Below are 22,709 nucleotides of genomic sequence, written 5' to 3' on the forward strand. Positions count from 1 at the left end.
TACTGGGGAACACCCTGAACGGTCCCTGAGTGGCCCCCGGTTGGGCCCTCAAACGCGTCCGGGAAACCCCGATCCGTGCTTGGATTGAGGCATGACAACCCCGCCCGCCCGCCCGCCGCTGGTCCGCAGCAGCGACCGCGTGATTGCCGGCGTGTGCGCGGGCCTCGCCAACCACCTGGGCTGGCCGGTGCGCATGGTCAGGATCGGCATGGCCGTGGCTGCGCTCGCCGGCGGGGCGGGGGTGGCGTTCTACGCCTGGCTTTGGATCATGGTCCCCACGGCGGATGAAAGCGCCCGGCGCAACGCCCGCCGCCCGGCGTCGCCCATCGCTCCGGCGGTGAGCTTCCCGGACACCCCAGGCGTCGCAAACATGCCCGTCGCCCCCGGCATGCCGGGAACCCCCGGAACCAGTGGAACGCCAACGACGGCGGCGCGGGGATCCTGGCGGTCCAAAGTCTCCGGCATGCCCTTCGGCAAGGAGATCCTGCTGGGCGCGGGCCTGTTGCTGGCCGCCGGGATCCTGATCGCCCGGCTTCTGGGGGTCGACGTGCCGCTGGGTACCCTCATCCCGGTCGCGGCGATCCTGGGCGGCGCCGCGATCGCCTGGATGCAACTGGACGAGACCCGCCGGGCGGGGCTCGTGGACAAGACCAAAGCGGACCAGGCCGGCGGCTGGGCCCGCCTCGCGGCCGGGCTTGCCCTCGTCGTGGCCGGCGTGCTGGTCATGGTGTCCGGCTCGGGGTCCTGGGAACAGACCTGGCTCGCCCTGCTGGCCTCGGTGGCCGTGCTCGGCGGCGTGGCCCTGGTGCTCCTGCCCTGGGGGCTGAAGTTCTGGCGCGACCTGGAAACCGAGCGCGCGGGGCGGGTCCGCGCCACCGAGCGTGCCGAGATCGCCGCCCACCTCCATGACTCCGTGCTGCAGACCCTCGCCCTGATCCAACGCCGGGCCGGCAACGAGCACGACGTCATCAGGCTGGCCCGCGCACAGGAGCGCGAGCTGCGTGGCTGGCTGTACCGGGACGCCGACAAGGAATCCGGCCAGCTGTCCGACGGCATCAAGGCCGCCGCAGCCGAGGTCGAGGACGCCCTGGGGAACGCCGTCGAGGTGGTCAGCGTGGGGGACTGCGCCATGAGCCAACGCCACGAGGCCCTCGTCCAGGCATCCCGGGAGGCCATGCTGAACGCCGCCCGGCACGGCGGCGGCGCCGTGTCCGTGTACCTGGAAGTCACCGACGCCGCCGCGGAAGTTTTCGTCAAGGACCGGGGCCCGGGCTTCGACCCGGATTCCGTTCCCCCGGACCGGCTCGGCGTCCGGGAATCGATCATCGGCCGGATGAACCGCCACGGCGGCACCGCCGCGATCACCAGCAGCCAGGACGGCACCGAAGTGCGGCTCAGGCTGCCCGTCGCCTCGGCCTCTGCCGGAACTGCCGCGGCCGCCGCCAACAACGCCAACGGAGAGGCCAAACCGTGACCAGCCCAGCATCAGCAAGCCCTGTGCAAGGAAATCCCCCGCCGATTCGTGTGGTGATCGTGGACGACCACGCCATCTTCCGCTCCGGGTTGAAGGCGGACCTGGACCCGGACATCGTCGTCGCGGGGGAGGCCGGAACGGTGGAGGAGGCAATCGCCGTCATCGCAGTCCAGCGCCCCGACGTCGTGCTCCTTGACGTCCATCTTCCCGGCGGCCGGGGTGGCGGCGGACGCGAGGTCCTGGCCGGCTCCGCACCCCTGCTTGGCACCACGCGGTTCCTGGCGCTGAGCGTCTCCGACGCGGCGGAAGATGTGGTGTCCGTGATCCGGGCCGGCGCGCGCGGCTATGTCACCAAGACCATTTCCGGCGCGGAGATCAGCGGCGCCGTCCGCCGCGTGGCCGGCGGCGACGCCGTCTTCTCACCCCGGCTGGCGGGCTTCGTCCTGGACGCGTTCGGCACGGCCCCCGCGGACATCGCCGACGACGAGCTGGACAAGCTCTCGGCGCGGGAGCTCGAAGTGATGCGCCTTATCGCCCGCGGCTACAGCTATAAAGAGGTGGCCAAGGAACTGTTCATCTCGATCAAAACCGTTGAAACCCACGTCTCGGCCGTGCTGCGCAAGCTTCAGCTCTCCAGCCGCCACGAGCTGACCCGCTGGGCCGCTGAGCGCCGCCTCCTTTAAACCCGCCTAAACCCGCCCGAACGCTCCCTCAGTTCCGGCGCCGGAACGACGAACGCTCCCTCAGTTCCGGTGGCCGCACGACCAACGCTCCCTCAGTTCCGGTGGCCGAATGACCAACGCTCCCTCAGTTCCGGTGGTGGGACGACGAACGCTCCCTCACCCGTGAAACTGCACGGGTGAGGGAGCGTCGGGGTTTTTGCTGCGAAAGGTGAGGGAGCGTCCGGGTTTTTCCTGCGAAAGGTGAGGGAGCGTCCGGGATGTTCCTGCGAAAGGTGAGGGAGCGTCCTACTTCGCCTTGCCGAGGAAGTCCTGCAGGCGGGCGACGCCCGTGGCCAGGTCGTCGTCGCCGAGTGCATAGGACAGCCGCAGGTAGCCGGACGGGCCGAACGCCTCGCCGGGAACCACAGCCACCTCGACCTCGTCCAGGATCAGCGCCGCGAGTTCGGCAGAGGTGGCCGGCCGCACCGGACCGTTAGCAGACGGGAACTCCTTGCCCAGCAGCGCGCGGACGTCCGCGTACACGTAGAACGCGCCCTTCGGCGTCGGGCAGTCAACACCGTCAATGGCGTTCAGGCCCGCGACGATCGCCTTGCGGCGGCGGTCAAATGCCACCTTCATCTCATCGACGGCGGTCAGCGGCCCGGACACAGCCGCGAGGGCGGCGACCTGGGGGATGTTGGAGACGTTCGAGGTCGCGTGCGACTGCAGGTTGGTGGCGGCCTTGATCACGTCCGCGGGTCCGATCATCCAGCCCACACGCCAGCCGGTCATCGCATAGGTCTTGGCGACGCCGTTGAGGATGACCACCTTGTCGCCGAGCTCGGGCACCGCGGTGGCGATCGAGGTGAACGGCACGCCGTCGTAGGTCAGGTGTTCGTAGATCTCGTCGGTGACAACCCACAGGCCCTTGGACGCTGCCCACTGGCCGATCTCCTTCACCTGCTCCGGCGAGTACACGGCGCCGGTGGGGTTGGAAGGGGAGACGAAGAGCAGGATCTTGGTGCGCTCGGTGAGGGCCGCTTCCAGCTGGTCCACGGTGACCAAGTAGCCCTGCTCCGGGCCCGCGAAGACCTCCACCGGCACGCCGCCGGCCAGCCGGATGGCTTCCGGGTAGGTGGTCCAAAACGGGGTGGGAACAATGACCTCGTCGCCCGGATCCAGCAGGGTGGCGAAGGTGTTGTAGACGGCCTGCTTGCCGCCGTTGGTCACCAGCACCTGGGACGCCGCCGCCTGGTAGCCGGAATCCCGGAAGGTCTTGTCCGCGATGGCCTGCTTCAGTTCGGGGAGCCCGCCGGCGGGGGAGTAGCGGTGGTATTTCGGCTGGCGGGCGGCCTCGATGGCGGCCTGCACAATGTAGCCGGGGGTCGGGAAATCGGGTTCCCCGGCACCGAAGCCAATGACCGGACGGCCGGCTGCCTTCAGCGCCTTCGCCTTGGCATCGACGGCCAGAGTGGCGGATTCGGCTATGGCGGAAATGCGCTGGGAAATGCGGGCAGCAGACATGGGCGGGTCCGTTCTTCGCTTGCAGCTGGAAGGCTGGATATGGGATTCGACGAAATCTACTCTATGCTGTTCAGCGGATCCCCCGGGGTGCCTGAACCCGAATGTGACTGACGGCTGTCAGTTGGTTTTCGCAGGCACACAGGGGTCCGGAAGAGGGCCGGTTCGACGTAGACGCAGTTGTTGCGTAGACTGGTTCTCCGGTGTTGAAAACACGATGATGGCCTGCGCCTCAGGGAAGCCTGTGGGACGCATCGGCCGGAGCGATTTTTCTCCCCGAAGGGTAGTGGCGCAATTGGTAGCGCAGCGGTCTCCAAAACCGCAGGTTGCAGGTTCGAGTCCTGTCTGCCCTGCGCATGCTGTTCCGGATTATCCGGAACCAGCGCAGCAACCATGGTTCAGTTCAGAGCCGGGTATCCGATCATTGCGAGGATGAGTGAGGACCAGGTGACCGAAACAGCTGCCAGCAGCTCCAAAGGCCGCCCCGCCAAGAATGCCGCCAAGCCCGGCTTCTTCGCTCGTATCGCGATCTTCATCCGCCAGGTCATTGGCGAACTGAAGAAGGTCGTCGCACCGACCCGTAAAGAACTGATCAACTACACACTCGTGGTACTGGTGTTCGTGACCATCATGATGGTGATCGTCACCTTGCTGGACCTGGCCTTTGGGACCGCGGTCAGCTGGGTCTTCGGCGGCAGCAGCCCCACGGACAGCTAAGGCGACCGGTCCGCAGACTGCGTGGATGCCCCGGGAAACCGGAGATTCCGCGGGGTGTGCGGAATTGAGTCATTTAAATAGGCATGTTAGGCAATGAGGAAGCAGGAGACCAAGTGTCTGAGCAGGAGCTCGAGGTAACTGAGACTGAGCTGGATAAGAGCCAGGACGCCGCGGTGGAGGCCGCGGAAGAGTCCGAGGCTGTGTCTGCTGCGCCCGAATCCGACGTCACTGACGAGGCCGTAGCCGCGGAAGAAGAAGCGGCGGACGACGCCGAGGCAGCAGTTGCAGCCGACGACACCGACGCTGATGAGACCGACGCTGACGACGCCGACGTGCTGGCAGCGGCAGCCGCCAAGGCCGACGTCGACCCCGCGGACGAGTTCAAGGCCAAGCTGCGCCGCCAGGAGGGTGACTGGTACGTCATTCACTCCTACGCAGGCTACGAGAACCGCGTCAAGGCCAACCTTGAGACCCGCATCCAGACCCTGGACATGGAAGATTACATCTTCGAAATCCAGGTTCCGATGGAGGAAGTCGTTGAAATCAAGAACGCCCAGCGCAAGGTCATCAACCGGGTCCGCATCCCCGGTTACGTCCTGGTCCGCATGGACCTGACCGACGCTTCCTGGGGCGCCGTCCGCCACACCCCCGGTGTCACCGGCTTCGTGGGCAACGCCCACAACCCGGTCCCGCTGCGCCTCGACGAGGTCTTCTCCATGCTCGCGCCGGTCTTCGAAGAAGAGCAGGCCGAGAAGGGCAAGCCGGTCAAGCACGCCGCCGCCCAGGTCGACGTCGACTTCGAGGTTGGCGAGTCGGTCATCGTCAAGGAAGGTCCGTTCGAGACCCTCCCCGCCACGATCTCTGAGATCAAGATCGATTCCCAGACCCTCGTGGTACTGGTGTCCATCTTCGAGCGCGAGACTCCGGTCACCCTGGCGTTCAACCAGGTCAGCAAGATCTAGCTGTTCCCTAAGAATTCGCCCCGGGCTGCCCGCTTAGCAGCCACGGAGCGGCCGGCCGCCTTGCCATGGCGGCCACCAACCTGAGGCACGCTCCTGTGCCCCAGGACGTATTTGAGAGAAGGACCTACATTGGCTCCCAAGAAGAAGGTCACCGGCCTCATCAAGCTGCAGATCCAGGCAGGTGCCGCTAACCCGGCCCCGCCGATCGGTCCTGCGCTTGGCCAGCACGGTGTCAACATCATGGAATTCTGCAAGGCGTACAACGCTGCGACGGAAGCCCAGCGCGGCAACGTTATCCCCGTGGAAATCACGGTCTACGAGGACCGTTCCTTCACGTTCATCACCAAGACCCCGCCGGCTGCAGAGCTCATCAAGAAGGCTGCAGGCGTCGCCAAGGGTTCGGCTACCCCGCACACCGTCAAGGTTGCCAAGCTGACCCAGGCCCAGGTCAACGAGATCGCCACCACCAAGATGGAAGACCTCAACGCCACCAGCCTCGAAGGCGCAGCGAAGATCATCGCCGGCACCGCCCGCTCCATGGGTATCACCGTCGAGGGTTAATTCCCCATCGCTGATGCGCCGGGATCGGGAAACCGGTCACGACGCCGTCAGCACCGCCGGCCAGCCGGCACCACCTAAACAATGAAAAGCGGAATTCCGGAACGGATACACCAGCCGGAATGCCGCCTGTGGCAGGGCCCAGCGCGGTCCGCAGACCACAACTGCACAAGGAGAAATAAGCAGCATGGCAAAGCGCAGCAAAGCATATGAGGCAGCCGCGGCCAAGATCGACGCGGAGAAGTTCTACGCGCCGTTCGAGGCAGTGACGCTCGCCAAGGACACCAACCCGTCCAAGTTCGACGCCACCGTTGAGGTCGCTTTCCGCCTCGGCGTTGACCCGCGTAAGGCCGACCAGATGGTCCGCGGCACCGTCAACCTGCCGCACGGCACCGGTAAGGTCGCCCGCGTCCTCGTCTTCGCGACGGGCGACAAGGCTGAGGCTGCAATCGCAGCCGGCGCCGACTTCGTTGGTTCCGATGACCTGATCGAAAAGATCGCCGGCGGCTGGACCGACTTCGACGCCGCCGTCGCCACCCCTGACCTCATGGGCAAGGTTGGCCGCCTCGGTAAGGTCCTGGGTCCGCGTAACCTGATGCCGAACCCGAAGACCGGCACCGTGACCGCTGACGTCGCCAAGGCCGTCAACGACATCAAGGGCGGCAAGATCGACTTCCGCGTCGACAAGCACTCGAACCTGCACTTCATCATCGGCAAGGTTTCGTTCGACGCCATCAAGCTGGCCGAGAACTACGCAGCCGCACTGGAAGAGGTCCTCCGCCTCAAGCCGTCCGCTTCCAAGGGCCGCTACATCCAGAAGGCCACCGTGGCCACCACGTTCGGCCCGGGCATCTCGGTTGACCCCAACGTCACCAAGGTCCTGACCGAGGTCTAGTCCTCACCGGATCCTCGGAACCGCCGGCTTCGCTGACGTCGCCGGTTCCAGCCAAAGGCCGTCCCGCAACTGCGGGGCGGCCTTTTGCCGTCCTTGGCCGGGACCCCGTGGCGTGTGAAACGCTTGGCATCCTGGACCCTTGGTGCCGCCGGACTTGCCGGTTAGGCTGTCCCGGTGACTACGCCGTCGTACCTCATCGAGGAACTCTCCCTGCCCGCCAGCCTTGAAGCCGCCGACCCCGCTGACACGGCGGAGTTCCTCGAATTCATGGAACTCTGCGATGAGCTCATCCTGCAGACCTGGGGCAACCTGGACCGGGCATCGTCCGCGGCGGCCCGCCTGCAGTACTGGCGGGACACGGCGTACACCCGGCTGCGGCTCTTCTTCGTCCGCGTCGACGGGCGCATGGCGGCCACCTCCTGGGTCCGCTGTGAACTGCAGGAGAATCTGGGCAGTGCCCTGCTGCACGTGGGCGTCCTGGATGCCTTCGCCGGGCGGGGGATAGGCCGTGCACTGCTGGAGCACGCCGAGGCGCTGGCCGCCGGCCAGGGGCGCACAATCCTGCAGACCTTTACCGAGCACCCGGCTGATTTCGACGTCGATGGTCCCAACCTCATCAAGCCCGCCACGGGGACCGGGGCGCTGCCTGCCGGCGCGGCGGGTGTCCGCTTCGCCGGAAAAGCCGGCTACCGTCTGGAGCAGGTCGAACGGTTCAGTTCGCTCGACGTCCCGGCCGCCGCTGACTTTGACGCCCTGGAACGGGACGCACTGGCCCGCGCGGGGGACTACGAGCTGCTGCACTGGATCGATTCCTGCCCGGAGGAACATGCCGCGCAGCTCGCGGTGCTCATGTCCCGCATGAGCACCGACGCCCCCTCCGGAGCGCTGAGCTATGAACCGGAAATCTGGGACGTCGCCCGGGTCCGCCACGTCGAGGACACCTGGCGGCGCGCCGGCCAGTCCTCCCTCGTGGTGGCGGCACGGCACCGGGCCAGCGGCGAACTGGCCGCCTATACCGTCCTGCAGACAACAGCCGACAAGCCATGGCTGGCCAACCAGGACGACACCCTCGTCGCGGCGGGCCACCGCGGCCACCGGCTTGGCATGCTCATCAAGATCCGCAACCTGCGCCTGCTGCAGGAGTCCTACCCCGCAGTCCGGCGCGTCCTGACCTACAACGCCGCCGAAAACGATCACATGCTCGGCATCAACATCGCGCTGGGCTTCAAACCGGCCGGCTACGACGGCGAGTGGCAGCGGACCGCTGTCGCCGCGGGCGCAGCCACCGGCAATGAGATCGGGAACTGACCGGGCGCCGAATGGGGCAGAAGCTGCCGGGCGCCCACTGGAGCGGAAACTGCCCGGCGTCACCAATGGAACAGCGGCCCAAACCAGCATATGCTGGCGGTTGAAAGCCCGGTTTGAGCCGGGCCGTACCGATGGTGGATGGCACAACGGCTGGGAAGATGCCCTCTATGGCAAACGATGTACGGATTGAGCAGCTGTGGATCCCCGATTCCCTTGACGCGCCCGATGCCGCCGACTTCCTCGCCGCCATCGAGGTGGGGCGCAGGGTCCGGATGCAGACCTGGGGCACCGACGACCTCGCCTACGCGCCGCAGGAAAAGCTTCTCGAGATGGCGGACCCCTACGAACGCCAGGTGATCCTCGTTGCCAAGATCGACGGCGTGATTGTCGGGACGGCGGACATCGCCCTGCCGCTCGTGGACAACCTCGATCTCGCCGAATTCACGCTCGACATCCTGCCGGAATTCCGGCGCCAGGGCGTCGGGCGGCAGCTGCTGGCGGCCGCCGAACATTTCGCCCGGGACGAGGGCCGCCACACGATCCTGATCGACACGAACCACCCGGGATCAACCCTGACGGACCCGGAGGCCGAACAGCTCGTGCCCGGCAGCGGCGTCGGGTTCGTCCCGCTGGGCAGCCGTGACGTGGAATTTGCCCGCCACACCGGCTACACCCTGCAGCACATCGAGCAGTTCAGCTCCTGCGCGTTGCCGCTGGACACCAAACTCGTCGCCGACCTCGAGGCCGAGGCCGAGGAAGCCAATGCCGGCCGCTACCGTCTGCACCACTGGACGGACCGGTGTCCTGACCAATGGCTTGAGGCCGTCGCCGCGCTGGAAAACCAGGCAGGCGAGGACGAAGTGCCGGGGCCGGATGCCCAGGAAATGGTGTTCGACGGCGGCATCCTCCGGGAAGCGGAGGAAGTCACCATAGCCCAGGGCCGCCGGACGGTGGTCACCGCCGTCGAGCACATCGCCAGCGGAACGCTCGTGGGCCTGACCACCATCAGTGTCCTGGCCCTGCGCCCGGACGTCGTCTTCCAGGACGACACGGTGGTGCTGCAGGAACACCGCGGCAACAAGCTCGGGCTGCTGATCAAGGTCGCCAACATGGAACGGCTCAGCGAACAGTTCCCGGACGCCCGGGTCCTTTACACCTGGAACGCCCCGGAGAACCGCTACCTCCTGAAGGTCAACCAGCAGCTCGGCTTCACGACAGCGGGCGTGACGGGTCTCTGGCAAAAAGAACTCCCCAACTTCGGACCGGCTGTCAGCTGAAGTCCCGGGCCGACGTCGGACGCTAAAGTCCTGCGCTGAAGTCTTCCTCTCAAGTCCCGCTCGACCCTGTCCGCCGGGCCCGATTTGGAACACGCGCGCCGCGTCCCGTAAGCTTGGAGGACCAAAGACCGTCGGTTGTTGGAAATCCACTCTCCCAAGCAAGACTCACCTCTGCAGTCGCGCCGGGAGAGCGCAGTGGATTTCCGGACGAAGGACCCTGAACATAGGGCGGCCGGCGCAGGTGAACGAAGCAAAGCTCCGCGGTCATGGACCGCGTCGAGACAAGCCCCGTGCATCTGCGCGGGGCGTTTTTTAGTTTTAGCTCTTTTGAGCGGGGACCCGGACATACCGGCACTATCCCCGGAAGGAGGGTTATGGCAACGCCTAGCAAGGTTTCAGCGGTAGCTGAGATCACTAACGATTTCAAGGAATCGAACGCCGCTGTCCTGACCGAATACCGCGGGCTCACCGTTGCACAGCTCAAGCAGCTGCGTGTCTCTCTCGGCCAGGAAACCAAGTTCTCGGTCGTCAAGAACACCCTGACCGCCATTGCAGCCAAGGAAGCTGGTGTCGAAGCATTCGACGGTCAGCTCGCCGGCCCCACTGCAATCGCGTTCATCAAGGGTGACGCAGTTGCAGCTGCCAAGAGCCTGACGGATTTTGCCAAGGCCAACAAGCAGCTGGTCATCAAGACCGGTTACTTCGAGGGCAAGGCACTGAACGCCAGCGAAGTTGCTGCCCTGGCAGCACTCGAGTCCCGTGAGCTGCAGCTCGCCAAGGTTGCAGGGATCCTCAAGGCTCCTGCCGCCGCCGCTGCACGCATCATCGACGCTCTGCGCCTCAAGCTTGAAGAAGAGAACGGTGCCCCGGCAGCAGCCGAAGCACCCGCCGCTGAAGAAGCTCCCGCAGCAGATGCAGCAGCCGAGGCCGAAGCACCGGCCGAAGCCGCAGCCCCCGAAGAGAACTAGTCCTCTTCTCCATAAGACTCCGGTGCGACAGCGAGCCTCAGGGCCGCCGGGCACCACTATAGGAAGGACGCCACACCATGGCGAAGCTCACCAACGAAGAGCTCATTGAAGCTTTCAAGGAACTGACCATCATCGAGCTCTCCGAGTTCGTCAAGCTCTTCGAAGAGACCTTCGAAGTTACCGCTGCCGCTGTTGCCGTTGCCGGCCCCGCTGCCGGTGCTGCAGAAGAAGCTGAAGAGAAGACTGACTTCGACGTCATCCTCGAAGCTGCTGGCGACAAGAAGATCGCAGTGATCAAGGAAGTTCGCGCCATCACCTCCCTGGGCCTCAAGGAAGCCAAGGACCTGGTTGACAGCGCTCCCAAGGCTGTCCTCGAAGGCGCCACCAAGGAAGCTGCCGAGAAGGCAAAGGCTCAGCTCGAAGAAGCTGGCGCCCGCGTTACCCTCAAGTAACACCCGCCGTCCGGGTCAATCGCGGTCCGCACTGCTCACAGGAAACCCCGTCCACCCAGTGGGCGGGGTTTCCTGCGTTCTGCAGAAGGAAAACGACTGGCCGGCGCGGAAACAACCGCCGGTGAACGGTACCCAAGGATTCGGCAAAGGTTTTCTGATACCCCTGTCGCACTTGATGGCTCGACCCTAGACTTTGGATTTGTGCCCACCGGCCCCAACGTCCAGGAGTTCACCCACATGACGGACCCAAACACTTCCCCCTCGCGCCGCGCCATGCTTGCGGCAGCCCTCGTGGGCGGCGGAGCAGCCGCTGCCGCGCTGGCCGGACCCCCGGCGGCACAGGCCGGCGGCCCGGCTCCAGGCAAAACAACAGCCAAAAAGCAGTTCACCCTGACGGTGCTCGGCACCACGGATCTGCATAACAACGTTTTCAACTGGGACTACTTTAAGAACGTGCCCTATGCCGATGCCGCAGGGAACAAGATCGGGATCGCGCAGGCCGCGACCCTGATCAACGCCATGCGGGCCGAGCGCGGCGCGGCCAATACGCTGACCATCGACGCCGGGGACACCATCCAGGGCACGCCGCTGGCCTACTACTTCGCCAAGATCAACCCCATCTCGGCAACTGTGAAACACCCCATGGCCCTGGCCATGAACGCAATCGGCTACGACGCCGTGGGGCTGGGCAACCATGAGTTCAACTACGGCATTGGGCTCCTGCGGACCTGGGAGCGGCAACTGGACTTCCCGCTGCTGGGCGCCAACGTACACGACGCCGTCTCGGGCGGGCGCGCCTTCACCCCCTACGTCCTGAAACGGATCAAGACGGACAGCGGCTTGCTGACGGTGGGCCTGGTCGGCTTTGTGACGCCGGGCTGCGCCCTCTGGGACCGCGACAACGTCCAGGGCAAGCTCGACTTCAACGGCATCGTCGAAGAGGCCCGGACGGTCATCCCGCAAGTGAAGGCGGCCGGGGCCGACGTCGTGATCGTCACGAGCCATTCGGGGGCCACGCCCGGATCCTCCTACGGTGACGCCCTGCCCTTCCCCGAGAACGCATCTACCCAGCTCGCCGAGGAAGTCCCCGGCATCGACGCCATCCTCGTCGGGCACGCCCACCTGGAGATCCCCGAGCGCTTCGTCACGAACAAGGACACAGGCAAGCAGGTGCTCCTGACCGAGCCGCTCAAGTGGGGCATGCGCGTCTCCGTCATGGACCTCGAGCTCGCCAGGGACAAGGGGCAGTGGACCGTCACCGCGGCGCATTCGCACCTGTTGGACGCCAAGACCGTCGACGCCGATCCCGCCGTCGTCCGGTCCGTGGAGGCCGGGCACAAAGCGACGGTGAACTACGTCAACGAGGTCATCGGGACATCGACGGCGCCGCTCAGCACGGCCACCGCCTGCTGGGAGGACTCCGCCGCGATCGATGCCATCAATTACGTCCAGGCCAGCACCATCAAGGCCGAGCTCGCCAACACTGCGTCGGCAGGACTGCCCGTCCTGTCCATTGCGGCGGCCTTCTCCCGCGCCGTCGACGTCAAAGCCGGACCGCTGACCATCCGCGATGTCGCCGGCCTGTACATCTTCGACAACACGCTGCTCGCGATCAAGGTCACCGGGGCGCAGGTCAAGGCCTACCTGGAGTGGTCCGCGCAGTACTTCCAGCCGGTGGCCACCACCACGGCCAGGGCCCAGGATGTCACCAACGCCGTGACGGCCGTGGCCCCGAACGGCACACCCGACTACAACTACGACGTCGTCTACGGACTCGACGCGCCGCTGAACTACGACATCGACCTCGGCCGCCCGGCGGGGGACCGGATCGCCAACCTCAGCTACGGCGGCCAGGCGCTGGCGCCCGGGCAGGAATTCGCCCTGGCCATCAACAACTATCGTCAGAGCGGCGGGGGCAACTTCCCGGCCGTGAAGAGCGCGCCGGTGCTCTCGAACAGCCAGCAGGAGATCCGGCAGCGCATCATCGACTACGTCGTGGACCGCGGCACCCTGGACGTCGCAGTGTTCAGCCAGGCCAACTGGCGGCTCACCGTCAACGGGGCACCCCTGACAGTCACCGCCTGATCCGCCCCTTTAAAGCAAACGCGGGGTCACTCAGCGCCCATTCCGACCGTCCGGATGGGCGTGAAGTGACCCCGCGTTGCTTTTTAACCCGGGCGGGCTAGTTGGGTTCGGTGATATCGGCGACGACGGCGCCCAGCGCCGCCGTCAGGGCGTCCGCGTCCACGAACGCGCTGTAGCCATGCTCCCCGGCGCCCATGGAGATCCGCCGGCCCGCGATGGTCTGGTCGGCGTAGACCGGCCAGGGGCGGATGCTGCCGAGCGGTGTGATGGTCCCGCGCTCGTACCCGGTGGCCTCGAAGGCGGTATCCGCCGCCGGCAGCGAGAGCTTGTTGACGCCCAGCAGCGCCCGCAGCTTGGGCCAGGAAATCTGCCGGTCGCCGGGGACCAGAGCGAACAGGAAACTGCCGTCCTTGTGCTTGACCACGAGCGACTTCACGATATCCGCGGGCCGGATCCCGAGGATGCCGGCCGCCTCCTCAAGGCTGCGGGCGGCGAGGCGTTCGACGACCTCGACGTGCAGCCCGCGCGCCGCGGCGTCGGCAAGGAACCGCTCGCGGCCGCTGGCCGTTTTCTGCTCTGGCATCGCGTCAAACCTTCCTGACTCCTGGTGGCTGTTCCCGGTCCGCCCCGGCCGCCTGGTGTTCCGGGGCGCCGGTTGCCGGTTTTAGTCGCGGTACAGCAGCAGCGCCTCGCCCTGGCCGCCGCCGCCGCACAGGGACACGGCCGCCTTGCCGGTACCCCGGCGCTTGAGTTCGTGGGCCGCGTGCAGGGCCAGCCGGGCCCCGGAGGCCCCGATCGGGTGGCCCAGGGCGATGGCCCCGCCGTGGATGTTGCACTGCTCCAGCGGATAGTTGAGGTCCTTCAGGGACTGCACCGCGACAGAACCGAAAGCCTCATTGATTTCGATGAAGTCGAGGTCCGTGGCGGACCAGCCGGCCTTGTCCAGGGCGTTCTTGATGGCGTTCGACGGCTGGGAATGCAGCGAGTTGTCCGGCCCGGCGACCTGGCCCGGCTTGCCAACCACCGCGAGGTACTCGAGGTTGTTGTCCTCGGCGAACTTCCGGCTGCTCAGCACCAGGGCGGCAGCGCCGTCGGACAGGGGAGAGGAGTTGCCGGCGGTGATGGTTCCGTCCGTGACGAACGCCGCGCGCAGGCCGGCCAGCGATTCCACGGTCGTGTCCGGCCGGATGCCTTCGTCGGAGGTGACGGCGATCGGATCGCCCTTGCGCTGCTTGACGCTCATCGGGGCGATCTCGCCGTCGAAGACGCCGTCCTTCGCGGCCCGGGCGGCACGCTGGTGCGACTGGGCCGCCACCTCGTCCTGGGAGGCCCGGTCGATGCCGAGGGTCAGGTTCTTGCTCTCGGTCGACAGTCCCATGGACTGTCCGTCGAAGGCGTCGGTCAGGCCGTCGTGCGCGGCCACGTCCAGGGCCTGGACCGTGCCGTACGCCCAGCCCTGCCGGGAACCGGGCAGCACGTGAGGTGCGCGGGTCATGGACTCCTGGCCGCCGGCGACCACCACCGTGGCGTCCCCGCTGCGGATCATCCGGGCGGCGTCGATCACGGCGGTGAGGCCCGATAGGCAGACATTGTTGATGGTCACCGTCGGCACGTTCCAGCCGATGCCGGCGCCGATGGCGCTCTGGCGCGCAGGGTTCTGGCCCGCTCCGGCCTGCAGGACCTGGCCGATGATCACGCTGTCCACCTGGTCGGCCTTGACGCCGCTGGCGGCCAGGGCCGCGCGGATGGCGTGGGTGCCGAGCTCGACGGCGGTGAAGCTGGCCAGCTGCCCGTTCAGGCGCCCCTGGGGGGTGCGGGCGGCGGCGAGAATGACAACATCGTTGTTGTCTGCGGGATTGCTCATGGTGTTTTCTTCCGATCTACTTTCGACTATGTCTACGTTATCGTGAGCCCCGTCACCTATCCATTCGGCAGGGTGGACGCCGTCGCCGCGAGGAGGCCGGGAAAATTCCGCCAAACTTCGTGCTTGCATTCCCGCCGGAAGTGGGGTAGACAAGTAGGTTGCTTTGCCGTATCGTAGATATTTGCGTCTTCCCTGTTTACCTTCAGCCTTCATATAGCGGTGGGCTTAGCCTGACAGCTGTTCCATCAATGTGCCGTCTACCACGTGCACCAGCTATGGACAGCGCGGGTCCCGGGTCATATAGCGGAACCGGACTGGTAGCGCTGCGGAGTCATTCTGCAGAGTGCATAACGGGGGAGATCTGACAACGCCTGAAGGTCTGTGGAAGGATCCCTCTTGGTCGCCTCGAGCACCTCTAATGTAAACAACGCTACCGCTATCAATGCCGACAGCACCGACGGTGCAACCCGCCGGCTCTCATTCGCAAAGATTCACGAACCCCTTGATGTTCCGAATCTGCTCGCCCTGCAAACCGACAGCTTTGACTGGCTGGTCGGAAACGAACGCTGGCAGGCGCGCGTTGCGAAGGCCGTCGAAGAAGGCGACCTCAGCGTCGCCACCTCCTCGGGTCTGTCCGACATCTTCGAAGAGATCTCCCCGATCGAAGACTTCCAGGGCACCATGTCCCTGAGCTTCTCCGAGCCGGAGTTCGCTGACCCCAAATACACCATGGCTGAGTGCAAGGACCGGGACGCAACGTACTCGGCTCCGCTGTACGTCAAGGCCGAGTTCATGAACAACAACACGGGCGAAATCAAGCAGCAGACCGTGTTCATGGGTGACTTCCCGCTGATGACCGAGAAGGGCACCTTCGTCGTCAACGGCACCGAGCGTGTCGTCGTCTCCCAGCTGGTCCGCTCGCCGGGCGCCTACTTTGAGCGCACCGCCGACAAGACCAGCGACAAGGACATCTTCACCGCGAAGATCATCCCCTCCCGCGGCGCCTGGTTCGAGCTCGAAATCGACAAGCGCGACCAGGTCGGCGTCCGTCTTGACCGCAAGCGCAAGCAGTCCGTCACCGTGCTGCTGAAGGCCCTCGGCTGGACCGAAGGCCAGATCCTCGAGGAATTCGGCCAGTACGACTCCATGCGCGCGACGCTGGAGAAGGACGCCACCGAGACCCGCGAAGACGCGTTGCTGGACATCTACCGGAAGCTGCGACCGGGCGAGCCGCCCACGGTTGAGGCTGCCCAGTCCCTGCTGGACAACCTGTACTTCAACTCCAAGCGCTACGATCTGGCCAAGGTCGGCCGTTACAAGATCAACCGCAAGCTTGGCATCGACCGCTCCCTTGGCGACAAGGAAGCTTCGGTCCTGCACGTTGAAGACATCGTGGCCATGATCAAGTTCCTGGTTGCCCTGCACGCCGGTGAGAAGACCCTCATGGGCAAGCGCGACGGCCAGGACCACGAGCTCCGCGTCGAGATCGATGACATCGACCACTTCGGCAACCGCCGCATCCGCGCCGTCGGCGAGCTCATCGAGAACCAGGTCCGCACCGGCCTGTCCCGCATGGAGCGCGTTGTCCGCGAACGCATGACGACCCAGGACGTCGAGGCCATCACGCCGCAGACCCTGATCAACATCCGTCCCGTCGTGGCAGCCATCAAGGAGTTCTTCGGAACTTCCCAGCTGTCCCAGTTCATGGACCAGAACAACCCGCTCTCGGGTCTGACCCACAAGCGCCGCCTGTCCGCGCTTGGCCCGGGTGGTCTGTCCCGTGACCGTGCCGGCATGGAAGTTCGTGACGTGCACCCGTCCCACTACGGACGTATGTGCCCCATCGAAACTCCTGAAGGCCCGAACATTGGTCTGATCGGTTCGCTGGCTTCCTACGGACGCATCAACCCGTTCGGTTTCATCGAAACCCCGTACCGCCTTGTCGCCGAGGGTGTCGTCTCCGATGAGGTCAAGTACCTCACGGCCGACGACGAAGCCGAGGTCCTGATCGCACAGGCCAACGCACCGCTCGACGAGAACAAGCGTTTCGCGGAAGAGACCGTCCTGGTCCGTGCCCGCGGTGGTGGAGGCGAGCCCGTGCTGGTTCCCGCCGCCGACGTCGAGTTCATGGACGTTTCCCCGCGCCAGATGGTGTCCGTGGCTACCGCCCTGATCCCGTTCCTCGAGCATGACGATGCCAACCGTGCACTCATGGGTGCCAACATGCAGCGCCAGGCCGTGCCGCTGGTCCGTTCCGAGGCACCGTTCGTCGGTACCGGCATGGAGCGCGCCGCAGCCGTCGACGCCGGTGACGTTGTCATCGCCAAGAAGGCCGGTGTGGTGACCGAGGTCTCCGCTGAGCTGGTCATCATGCTCAACGACGACGGTACGGAAACCAACTACCGCATCAACAAGTTCGCCCGTTCCAACCAGGGCAACTGCTACAACCACCGTGTCCTGGTAAGCGAAGGCCAGCGCCTGGAGGTCGGCGGCATCATCGCTGACGGCCCGGCAACGGACCAGGGCGAGCTCGCCCTCGGTAAGAACCTGCTCGTGGCATTCATGTCATGGGAAGGCCACAACTTCGAGGATGCCATCATCCTTTCCCAGCGCATCGTGGCCGAGGACGTCCTGTCCTCGATCCACATCGAGGAGCACGAGATCGATGCCCGCGACACCAAGCTTGGTGCCGAGGAAATCACCCGTGACATCCCGAACGTGTCTGAGGAAGTCCTGGCAGGCCTGGACGAGCGCGGCATCATCCACATCGGTGCCGAGGTTGAGGCCGGCGACATCCTGGTCGGTAAGGTCACCCCCAAGGGCGAGACCGAGCTGACCCCGGAAGAGCGCCTGCTGCGCGCCATCTTCGGTGAGAAGTCCCGCGAAGTGCGCGACACCTCCCTGAAGGTGCCGCACGGCGAGTCCGGCACCGTGATCGGTGTCCGCGTCTTCGACCGGGACAACGACGACGAGCTGCCCCCGGGCGTCAACCAGCTGGTGCGCGTCTACGTGGCCGCCAAGCGCAAGATCACCGACGGCGACAAGCTCGCCGGCCGTCACGGCAACAAGGGTGTTATCTCCAAGATCCTTCCGATCGAGGACATGCCCTTCCTTGCCGACGGCACCCCCGTTGATATCGTCCTGAACCCGCTGGGTGTTCCGGGCCGCATGAACGTCGGCCAGGTGCTGGAAACGCACCTCGGCTGGGTTGCCAAGACCGGCTGGAAGATCGAGGGCGAGCCCGAATGGGTCAAGCAGCTGCCGAACCTGCCGCGCGAGAGTGGCCAGACCACTGTGGCGACGCCGGTCTTCGACGGTGCGCGTGAAGAGGAAATCACGGGCCTGCTCGATTCCACCAACGTCACCCGCGACGGCGACCGCCTGATTAACTCTTCCGGCAAGACCCGTCTGTTCGACGGCCGCTCCGGCGAGCCGTTCCCGGATCCGATCTCGGTCGGCTACATGTACATCCTGAAGCTCCACCACCTGGTGGACGACAAGATCCACGCCCGCTCCACCGGCCCGTACTCCATGATCACGCAGCAGCCGCTGGGTGGTAAGGCACAGTTCGGTGGCCAGCGCTTCGGTGAAATGGAAGTGTGGGCGCTCGAGGCTTACGGCGCCGCGTACACGCTCCAGGAACTGCTGACGATCAAGTCGGATGATATCCACGGTCGTGTGAAGGTCTACGAAGCCATCGTCAAGGGCGAGAACATCCCCGAGCCGGGCGTTCCTGAGTCCTTCAAGGTCTTGATCAAGGAAATGCAGTCGCTGTGCCTGAACGTGGAAGTGCTTTCCACGGACGGAACCACAATTGAAATGCGTGACTCTGATGACGCAGTCTTCACGGCTGCGGAAGAACTGGGCATCGATCTGTCTCGTGCAGAGCCCAGTTCCGTAGAAGAGGTTTAGCAGGTGGGGCACCGGGAAAAGCAAGCGGCACCGCCGCGCTGACTTTTCCCGGTGCATCACCTCCCTCTTCCCGTAACCCAAGACTTCAGAATTTAGAGAACAAGAGAGAACAGGGACCATATGTCCAGCGAATCCTCCTTCGGCCTCATGCAGATCGGCCTCGCCACCGCGGAAGACATCCGTGGCTGGTCGTACGGCGAGGTTAAGAAGCCGGAAACCATCAACTACCGCACGCTCAAGCCCGAGAAGGACGGCCTCTTCTGCGAGAAGATCTTCGGCCCGTCCCGCGACTGGGAATGCTACTGCGGCAAGTACAAGCGCGTGCGCTTCAAGGGCATCATCTGCGAGCGGTGTGGCGTTGAGGTCACCCGCGCGAAGGTCCGCCGTGAGCGCATGGGCCACATCGAGCTCGCCGCCCCGGTCACGCACATCTGGTACTTCAAGGGTGTTCCCTCCCGTCTGGGCTACCTCCTTGACCTGGCACCGAAGGACCTCGAAAAGGTCATCTACTTCGCCGCCTACATGATCACGAGCGTCGACGCCGACAGCCGCCACGAAGAACTGCCCAACCTCCAGGTTGAGCACGACATCGAGAAGAAGCAGCTGATCGACAACCGCGACTCGGACATCGCCACGATCGCCCGCGACCTTGAGAACGAGCTTGCCCGTCTCGAAGGCGAAGGCGCGAAGGCTGCCGACAAGAAGAAGGCCCGCGACTCCGCTGACCGCCAGATGGCGAACGTCCGCAAGCGTGCCGACGCCGAAATCGAGCGCCTCGAGCAGGTCTGGGACCGCTTCAAGAACCTCAAGGTCGCAGACCTCGAAGGTGACGAAGGCCTGTACCGCGAACTGCGCGACCGCTACGGCATGTACTTCGAAGGCTCCATGGGTGCCGAGGCCATCAAGAAGCGTCTTGAGAACTTCGACATGCAGGCCGAGTCGGACATGCTGCGCGACATCATCGCCAACGGCAAGGGCCAGCGCAAGACCCGCGCCCTGAAGCGGCTCAAGGTGGTCAACGCGTTCCTGACGACCAACAACAGCCCGCTCGGCATGGTGCTGGACGCCGTCCCGGTGATCCCGCCGGAACTGCGCCCGATGGTCCAGCTGGACGGTGGCCGCTTCGCGACCTCCGACCTCAACGACCTCTACCGCCGCGTGATCAACCGCAACAACCGCCTCAAGCGCCTGCTTGATCTCGGTGCTCCGGAGATCATCGTCAACAACGAGAAGCGCATGCTTCAGGAAGCTGTTGACAGCCTCTTCGACAACGGCCGCCGCGGCCGTCCGGTCACCGGACCGGGCAACCGTCCGCTGAAGTCCCTGAGCGACATGCTCAAGGGCAAGCAGGGCCGTTTCCGCCAGAACCTCCTCGGCAAGCGCGTCGACTACTCCGGCCGTTCGGTCATCGTCGTCGGCCCGCAGCTGAAGCTGCACCAGTGTGGTCTGCCCAAGCAGATGGCCCTGGAGCTCTTCAAGCCGTTCGTGATGAAGCGCCTGGTGGACCTCAACCACGCCCAGAACATCAAGTCGGCCAAGCGCATGGTGGAGCGCTACCGTCCGCAGGTCTGGGACGTCCTCGAAGAGATCATCACCGAGCACCCCGTGCTGCTGAACCGTGCACCTACCCTGCACCGTCTCGGCATCCAGGCATTCGAGCCGCAGCTTGTTGAAGGCAAGGCAATCCAGCTGCACCCGCTGGTTTGTGGCGCTTTCAACGCCGACTTCGACGGCGACCAGATGGCAGTCCACCTGCCGCTGAGCCCCGAAGCCCAGGCCGAGGCCCGCATCCTGATGCTCTCCTCGAACAACATCCTGAAGCCGTCTGACGGCCGCCCGGTGACCCTGCCGTCGCAGGATATGATCATCGGTCTCTACCACCTGACCACCAAGCGTGTCGGTTCAGCTGGCGAAGGCCGGATCTTCTCCTCGGTCGCGGAAGCCATCATGGCCTACGACCTCCACGAGCTGCACCTGAACTCCAAGGTGAAGATCCGCCTCGAGGGCTTCGTGCCCTACGCCGGCTGGGAAGCCCCGGAGGGCTGGGAGCCCGGTCAGACCGCACTGGTCGAGACCTCCCTCGGCCAGGTCATCTTCAACCAGACGCTGCCCGCGGATTACCCGTGGGTTGAGGATGTTGCCGACAAGGGCGAGCTGTCCCGGATCGTCAACGACCTCGCCGAGCGCTACCCGAAGGTGATCACGGCGGCAACGCTGGACAACCTGAAGGATGCCGGTTTCTACTGGGCCACCCGGTCCGGCGTGACCGTCGCCATCTCCGACATCGAGGTGCCCACGGACAAGCCGCGGATCCTCGCCGGTTACGAGACCATGGCCGCCAAGATCCAGGGCCAGTACGACAAGGGCCTGATCGACGACGACGAGCGTCGCCAGGAACTGATCGAGATCTGGAACAAGGCAACGAACGAGATCGCCCAGGCGATGCGTGACAGTCTGTCCCCGATGAACACGATCAACCGCATGGTGTCCTCGGGTGCACGTGGTAACTGGATGCAGGTCCGTCAGATCGCGGGTATCCGTGGCCTGGTGGCCAACCCTAAGGGTGAAATCATCCCGCGTCCGATCAAGTCCTCCTACCGCGAGGGCCTCTCGGTGCTGGAATACTTCATCGCCACGCACGGTGCCCGTAAGGGTCTGGCTGACACCGCCCTGCGTACCGCCAACTCGGGTTACCTGACCCGTCGTCTGGTGGACGTGTCGCAGGACGTCATCGTCCGCGAAGAGGACTGCGGCACCGAGCGCGGCCTGATGACCGCCATCGCGGTGGCCGACGCCAACGGCGTCCTCGTCCTGGACGAGAACGTCGAGAACAGCGCCTACGCCCGCACCCTGGCCGTCGACGTCGTCGACTCCAAGGGCAAGGTCCTGGCAGCTGCCGGCACCGACTGCGGCGACGTCGTCATTGCCGAACTGTTCGCAGCCGGCATCACCGAGGTCAAGGTCCGCTCCGTACTCACCTGTGAGTCCAGCGTCGGCACCTGCGCCCTGTGCTACGGCCGTTCGCTGGCCACTGGCAAGACCGTCGACATCGGTGAGGCCGTGGGCATCATTGCCGCGCAGTCCATCGGTGAGCCGGGTACCCAGCTGACCATGCGTACGTTCCACACCGGTGGTGCTGTCTCCGCCAGCGGTGGCGACGACATCACCCAGGGTCTGCCCCGTATCCAGGAGCTCTTCGAAGCCCGTACTCCGAAGGGTGTCGCACCGATTGCTGAAGCAGCCGGCCGCATCACCATCGAAGAGTCCGAGCGCCAGATGCGCCTGGTAATCACCCCGGATGACGGATCTGAAGAGATCGCCTACCCGGTGCTGCGCCGTTCACGTCTCCTCATCGAAGACGGCGATCACGTCAGCGTTGGCCAGAAGCTCATCAACGGCCCGGTCGACCCCAAGCAGGTGCTGCGCATCATGGGCCCCCGTGCCGCGCAGAAGTTCCTGGTGGACGAAGTCCAGGGCGTGTACCGCAGCCAGGGCATCGGTATCCACGACAAGCACGTCGAGGTTATCGTCCGCCAGATGCTGCGCCGCGTCACGGTCATCGAGTCCGGCGAATCGGATCTGCTGCCCGGCGAGCTCGCCGAACGCAGCCGTTTCGAGGAGGCCAACCGCCGCGTTGTGTCCGAGGGCAAGACGCCGGCATCCGGCCGTCCCGAGCTCATGGGCATCACCAAGGCGTCCCTGGCGACCGAGTCCTGGCTGTCCGCAGCTTCCTTCCAGGAGACCACCCGCGTCCTGACGCAGGCGGCCATGGAAGGCAAGAGCGATCCGCTGCTCGGCCTCAAGGAAAACGTCATCATCGGTAAGCTCATCCCGGCCGGCACGGGTCTCCCGCGCTACACCGAGGTCACCGTGGAACCCACTGAAGAAGCAAAGGCCAACCTGTTCACCGGCCCCAGCGCATTCAGTGACTTCTCCTACGACTCGCTGGGCGGCGACGGAGCTCCCGAGTTCCACGCCATCCCGCTGGATGACTACGATCTCGGCAGCGACTTCCGCTAAAGGGCAGGGCGGGCCCTTTCGTGTCGCGTTCCGC

Annotated in this window: 16 protein-coding genes and 1 tRNA gene; 14 read left to right on the forward strand and 3 right to left on the reverse strand. The window is 65.3% G+C overall.

Translation table 11 applies throughout. The features are described from left to right. The first annotated feature begins 91 nt into the window (after window positions 1–91). Both B5X90_RS03775 and B5X90_RS03780 read left to right on the forward strand, forming a co-directional pair. Window positions 92–1,474, forward strand: a complete 1,383-nt coding sequence (locus B5X90_RS03775; protein ID WP_079550159.1) for an ATP-binding protein — start codon at window positions 92–94, stop codon at window positions 1,472–1,474. A gap of 50 nt (window positions 1,475–1,524) precedes the next feature. Next, window positions 1,525–2,157, forward strand: coding sequence for a LuxR C-terminal-related transcriptional regulator (locus B5X90_RS03780; RefSeq protein ID WP_079550160.1), 633 nt, complete (start codon window positions 1,525–1,527; stop codon window positions 2,155–2,157). A 285-nt stretch (window positions 2,158–2,442) separates the two neighbouring features. Here B5X90_RS03780 and B5X90_RS03785 read toward each other — a convergent pair whose 3' ends face one another. Further along, window positions 2,443–3,660: a pyridoxal phosphate-dependent aminotransferase gene (locus B5X90_RS03785; RefSeq protein ID WP_079550161.1), complete on the reverse strand. Its 1,218-nt coding sequence runs from the start codon at window positions 3,658–3,660 to the stop codon at window positions 2,443–2,445. Between the two features lie 277 nt (window positions 3,661–3,937). Here B5X90_RS03785 and B5X90_RS03790 point away from each other — a divergent pair. From B5X90_RS03790 to B5X90_RS03835, 10 genes are all read left to right on the forward strand, one after another. Further along, window positions 3,938–4,010 (forward strand) — tRNA-Trp (locus B5X90_RS03790). A gap of 79 nt (window positions 4,011–4,089) precedes the next feature. Next, the gene (gene secE, locus B5X90_RS03795; protein ID WP_079550512.1) at window positions 4,090–4,374 is read left to right on the forward strand and encodes a preprotein translocase subunit SecE; all 285 of its coding nucleotides are present in this window, start codon (window positions 4,090–4,092) and stop codon (window positions 4,372–4,374) included. A 113-nt stretch (window positions 4,375–4,487) separates the two neighbouring features. After that, window positions 4,488–5,336 carry a transcription termination/antitermination protein NusG gene (gene nusG, locus B5X90_RS03800; protein WP_079550162.1) on the forward strand — a complete coding sequence of 283 codons (849 nt, stop codon included), beginning with the start codon at window positions 4,488–4,490 and terminating at the stop codon, window positions 5,334–5,336. A 129-nt stretch (window positions 5,337–5,465) separates the two neighbouring features. Further along, window positions 5,466–5,897 (forward strand): 50S ribosomal protein L11, encoded by a 432-nt coding sequence (gene rplK / locus B5X90_RS03805; RefSeq protein ID WP_018773647.1) that lies wholly within the window; start codon window positions 5,466–5,468, stop codon window positions 5,895–5,897. 184 nt (window positions 5,898–6,081) lie between these two features. Continuing rightward, window positions 6,082–6,789, forward strand: coding sequence for a 50S ribosomal protein L1 (gene rplA / locus B5X90_RS03810; RefSeq protein ID WP_018773648.1), 708 nt, complete (start codon window positions 6,082–6,084; stop codon window positions 6,787–6,789). Window positions 6,790–6,963: 174 nt separating this feature from the next. Then, on the forward strand, window positions 6,964–8,097 hold the full coding sequence (locus B5X90_RS03815) for a GNAT family N-acetyltransferase (RefSeq protein WP_079550163.1): 1,134 nt from the start codon (window positions 6,964–6,966) through the stop codon (window positions 8,095–8,097). 167 nt (window positions 8,098–8,264) lie between these two features. Then, window positions 8,265–9,374 carry a GNAT family N-acetyltransferase gene (locus B5X90_RS03820; RefSeq protein ID WP_028276541.1) on the forward strand — a complete coding sequence of 370 codons (1,110 nt, stop codon included), beginning with the start codon at window positions 8,265–8,267 and terminating at the stop codon, window positions 9,372–9,374. A 374-nt stretch (window positions 9,375–9,748) separates the two neighbouring features. After that, a complete protein-coding gene (gene rplJ / locus B5X90_RS03825) occupies window positions 9,749–10,342 on the forward strand; it encodes a 50S ribosomal protein L10 (RefSeq protein WP_018773651.1) in 594 nt (197 codons plus the stop codon). Window positions 10,343–10,419: 77 nt separating this feature from the next. Continuing rightward, a complete protein-coding gene (rplL, locus tag B5X90_RS03830) occupies window positions 10,420–10,794 on the forward strand; it encodes a 50S ribosomal protein L7/L12 (protein ID WP_018773652.1) in 375 nt (124 codons plus the stop codon). Window positions 10,795–11,031: 237 nt separating this feature from the next. Beyond that, window positions 11,032–12,879: a bifunctional metallophosphatase/5'-nucleotidase gene (locus tag B5X90_RS03835; protein WP_079550514.1), complete on the forward strand. Its 1,848-nt coding sequence runs from the start codon at window positions 11,032–11,034 to the stop codon at window positions 12,877–12,879. A 97-nt stretch (window positions 12,880–12,976) separates the two neighbouring features. Here B5X90_RS03835 and B5X90_RS03840 read toward each other — a convergent pair whose 3' ends face one another. After that, window positions 12,977–13,462, reverse strand: coding sequence for an aminoacyl-tRNA deacylase (locus tag B5X90_RS03840; protein ID WP_079550164.1), 486 nt, complete (start codon window positions 13,460–13,462; stop codon window positions 12,977–12,979). A gap of 81 nt (window positions 13,463–13,543) precedes the next feature. Then, on the reverse strand, window positions 13,544–14,743 hold the full coding sequence (locus B5X90_RS03845; protein ID WP_079550165.1) for an acetyl-CoA C-acetyltransferase: 1,200 nt from the start codon (window positions 14,741–14,743) through the stop codon (window positions 13,544–13,546). Window positions 14,744–15,139: 396 nt separating this feature from the next. Here B5X90_RS03845 and rpoB point away from each other — a divergent pair, with 396 nt between their 5' ends. Further along, entirely contained in the window at window positions 15,140–18,655 is a 3,516-nt protein-coding gene (rpoB, locus tag B5X90_RS03850; protein ID WP_028275121.1) for a DNA-directed RNA polymerase subunit beta, read from the forward strand. 120 nt (window positions 18,656–18,775) lie between these two features. Continuing rightward, on the forward strand, window positions 18,776–22,675 hold the full coding sequence (locus B5X90_RS03855) for a DNA-directed RNA polymerase subunit beta' (protein ID WP_018773657.1): 3,900 nt from the start codon (window positions 18,776–18,778) through the stop codon (window positions 22,673–22,675). Window positions 22,676–22,709: the final 34 nt, after the last annotated feature.

This window comes from Arthrobacter sp. 49Tsu3.1M3 (assembly GCF_900168135.1).
Lineage (GTDB): Bacteria > Actinomycetota > Actinomycetes > Actinomycetales > Micrococcaceae > Arthrobacter.

Bases quoted from the DNA above. Each gene is read 5' to 3' on its own strand.
- B5X90_RS03785 (WP_079550161.1), bottom strand. From the start codon at position 3,660: ATGTCTGCTGCCCGCATTTCCCAGCGCATTTCCGCCATAGCCGAATCC.
- rplL (WP_018773652.1), top strand. From the start codon at position 10,420: ATGGCGAAGCTCACCAACGAAGAGCTCATTGAAGCTTTCAAGGAACTG.
- secE (WP_079550512.1), top strand. From the start codon at position 4,090: ATGAGTGAGGACCAGGTGACCGAAACAGCTGCCAGCAGCTCCAAAGGC.
- rplJ (WP_018773651.1), top strand. From the start codon at position 9,749: ATGGCAACGCCTAGCAAGGTTTCAGCGGTAGCTGAGATCACTAACGAT.
- B5X90_RS03845 (WP_079550165.1), bottom strand. From the start codon at position 14,743: ATGAGCAATCCCGCAGACAACAACGATGTTGTCATTCTCGCCGCCGCC.
- B5X90_RS03855 (WP_018773657.1), top strand. From the start codon at position 18,776: ATGTCCAGCGAATCCTCCTTCGGCCTCATGCAGATCGGCCTCGCCACC.
- rplA (WP_018773648.1), top strand. From the start codon at position 6,082: ATGGCAAAGCGCAGCAAAGCATATGAGGCAGCCGCGGCCAAGATCGAC.
- B5X90_RS03775 (WP_079550159.1), top strand. From the start codon at position 92: ATGACAACCCCGCCCGCCCGCCCGCCGCTGGTCCGCAGCAGCGACCGC.
- B5X90_RS03840 (WP_079550164.1), bottom strand. From the start codon at position 13,462: ATGCCAGAGCAGAAAACGGCCAGCGGCCGCGAGCGGTTCCTTGCCGAC.
- B5X90_RS03835 (WP_079550514.1), top strand. From the start codon at position 11,032: ATGACGGACCCAAACACTTCCCCCTCGCGCCGCGCCATGCTTGCGGCA.
- B5X90_RS03820 (WP_028276541.1), top strand. From the start codon at position 8,265: ATGGCAAACGATGTACGGATTGAGCAGCTGTGGATCCCCGATTCCCTT.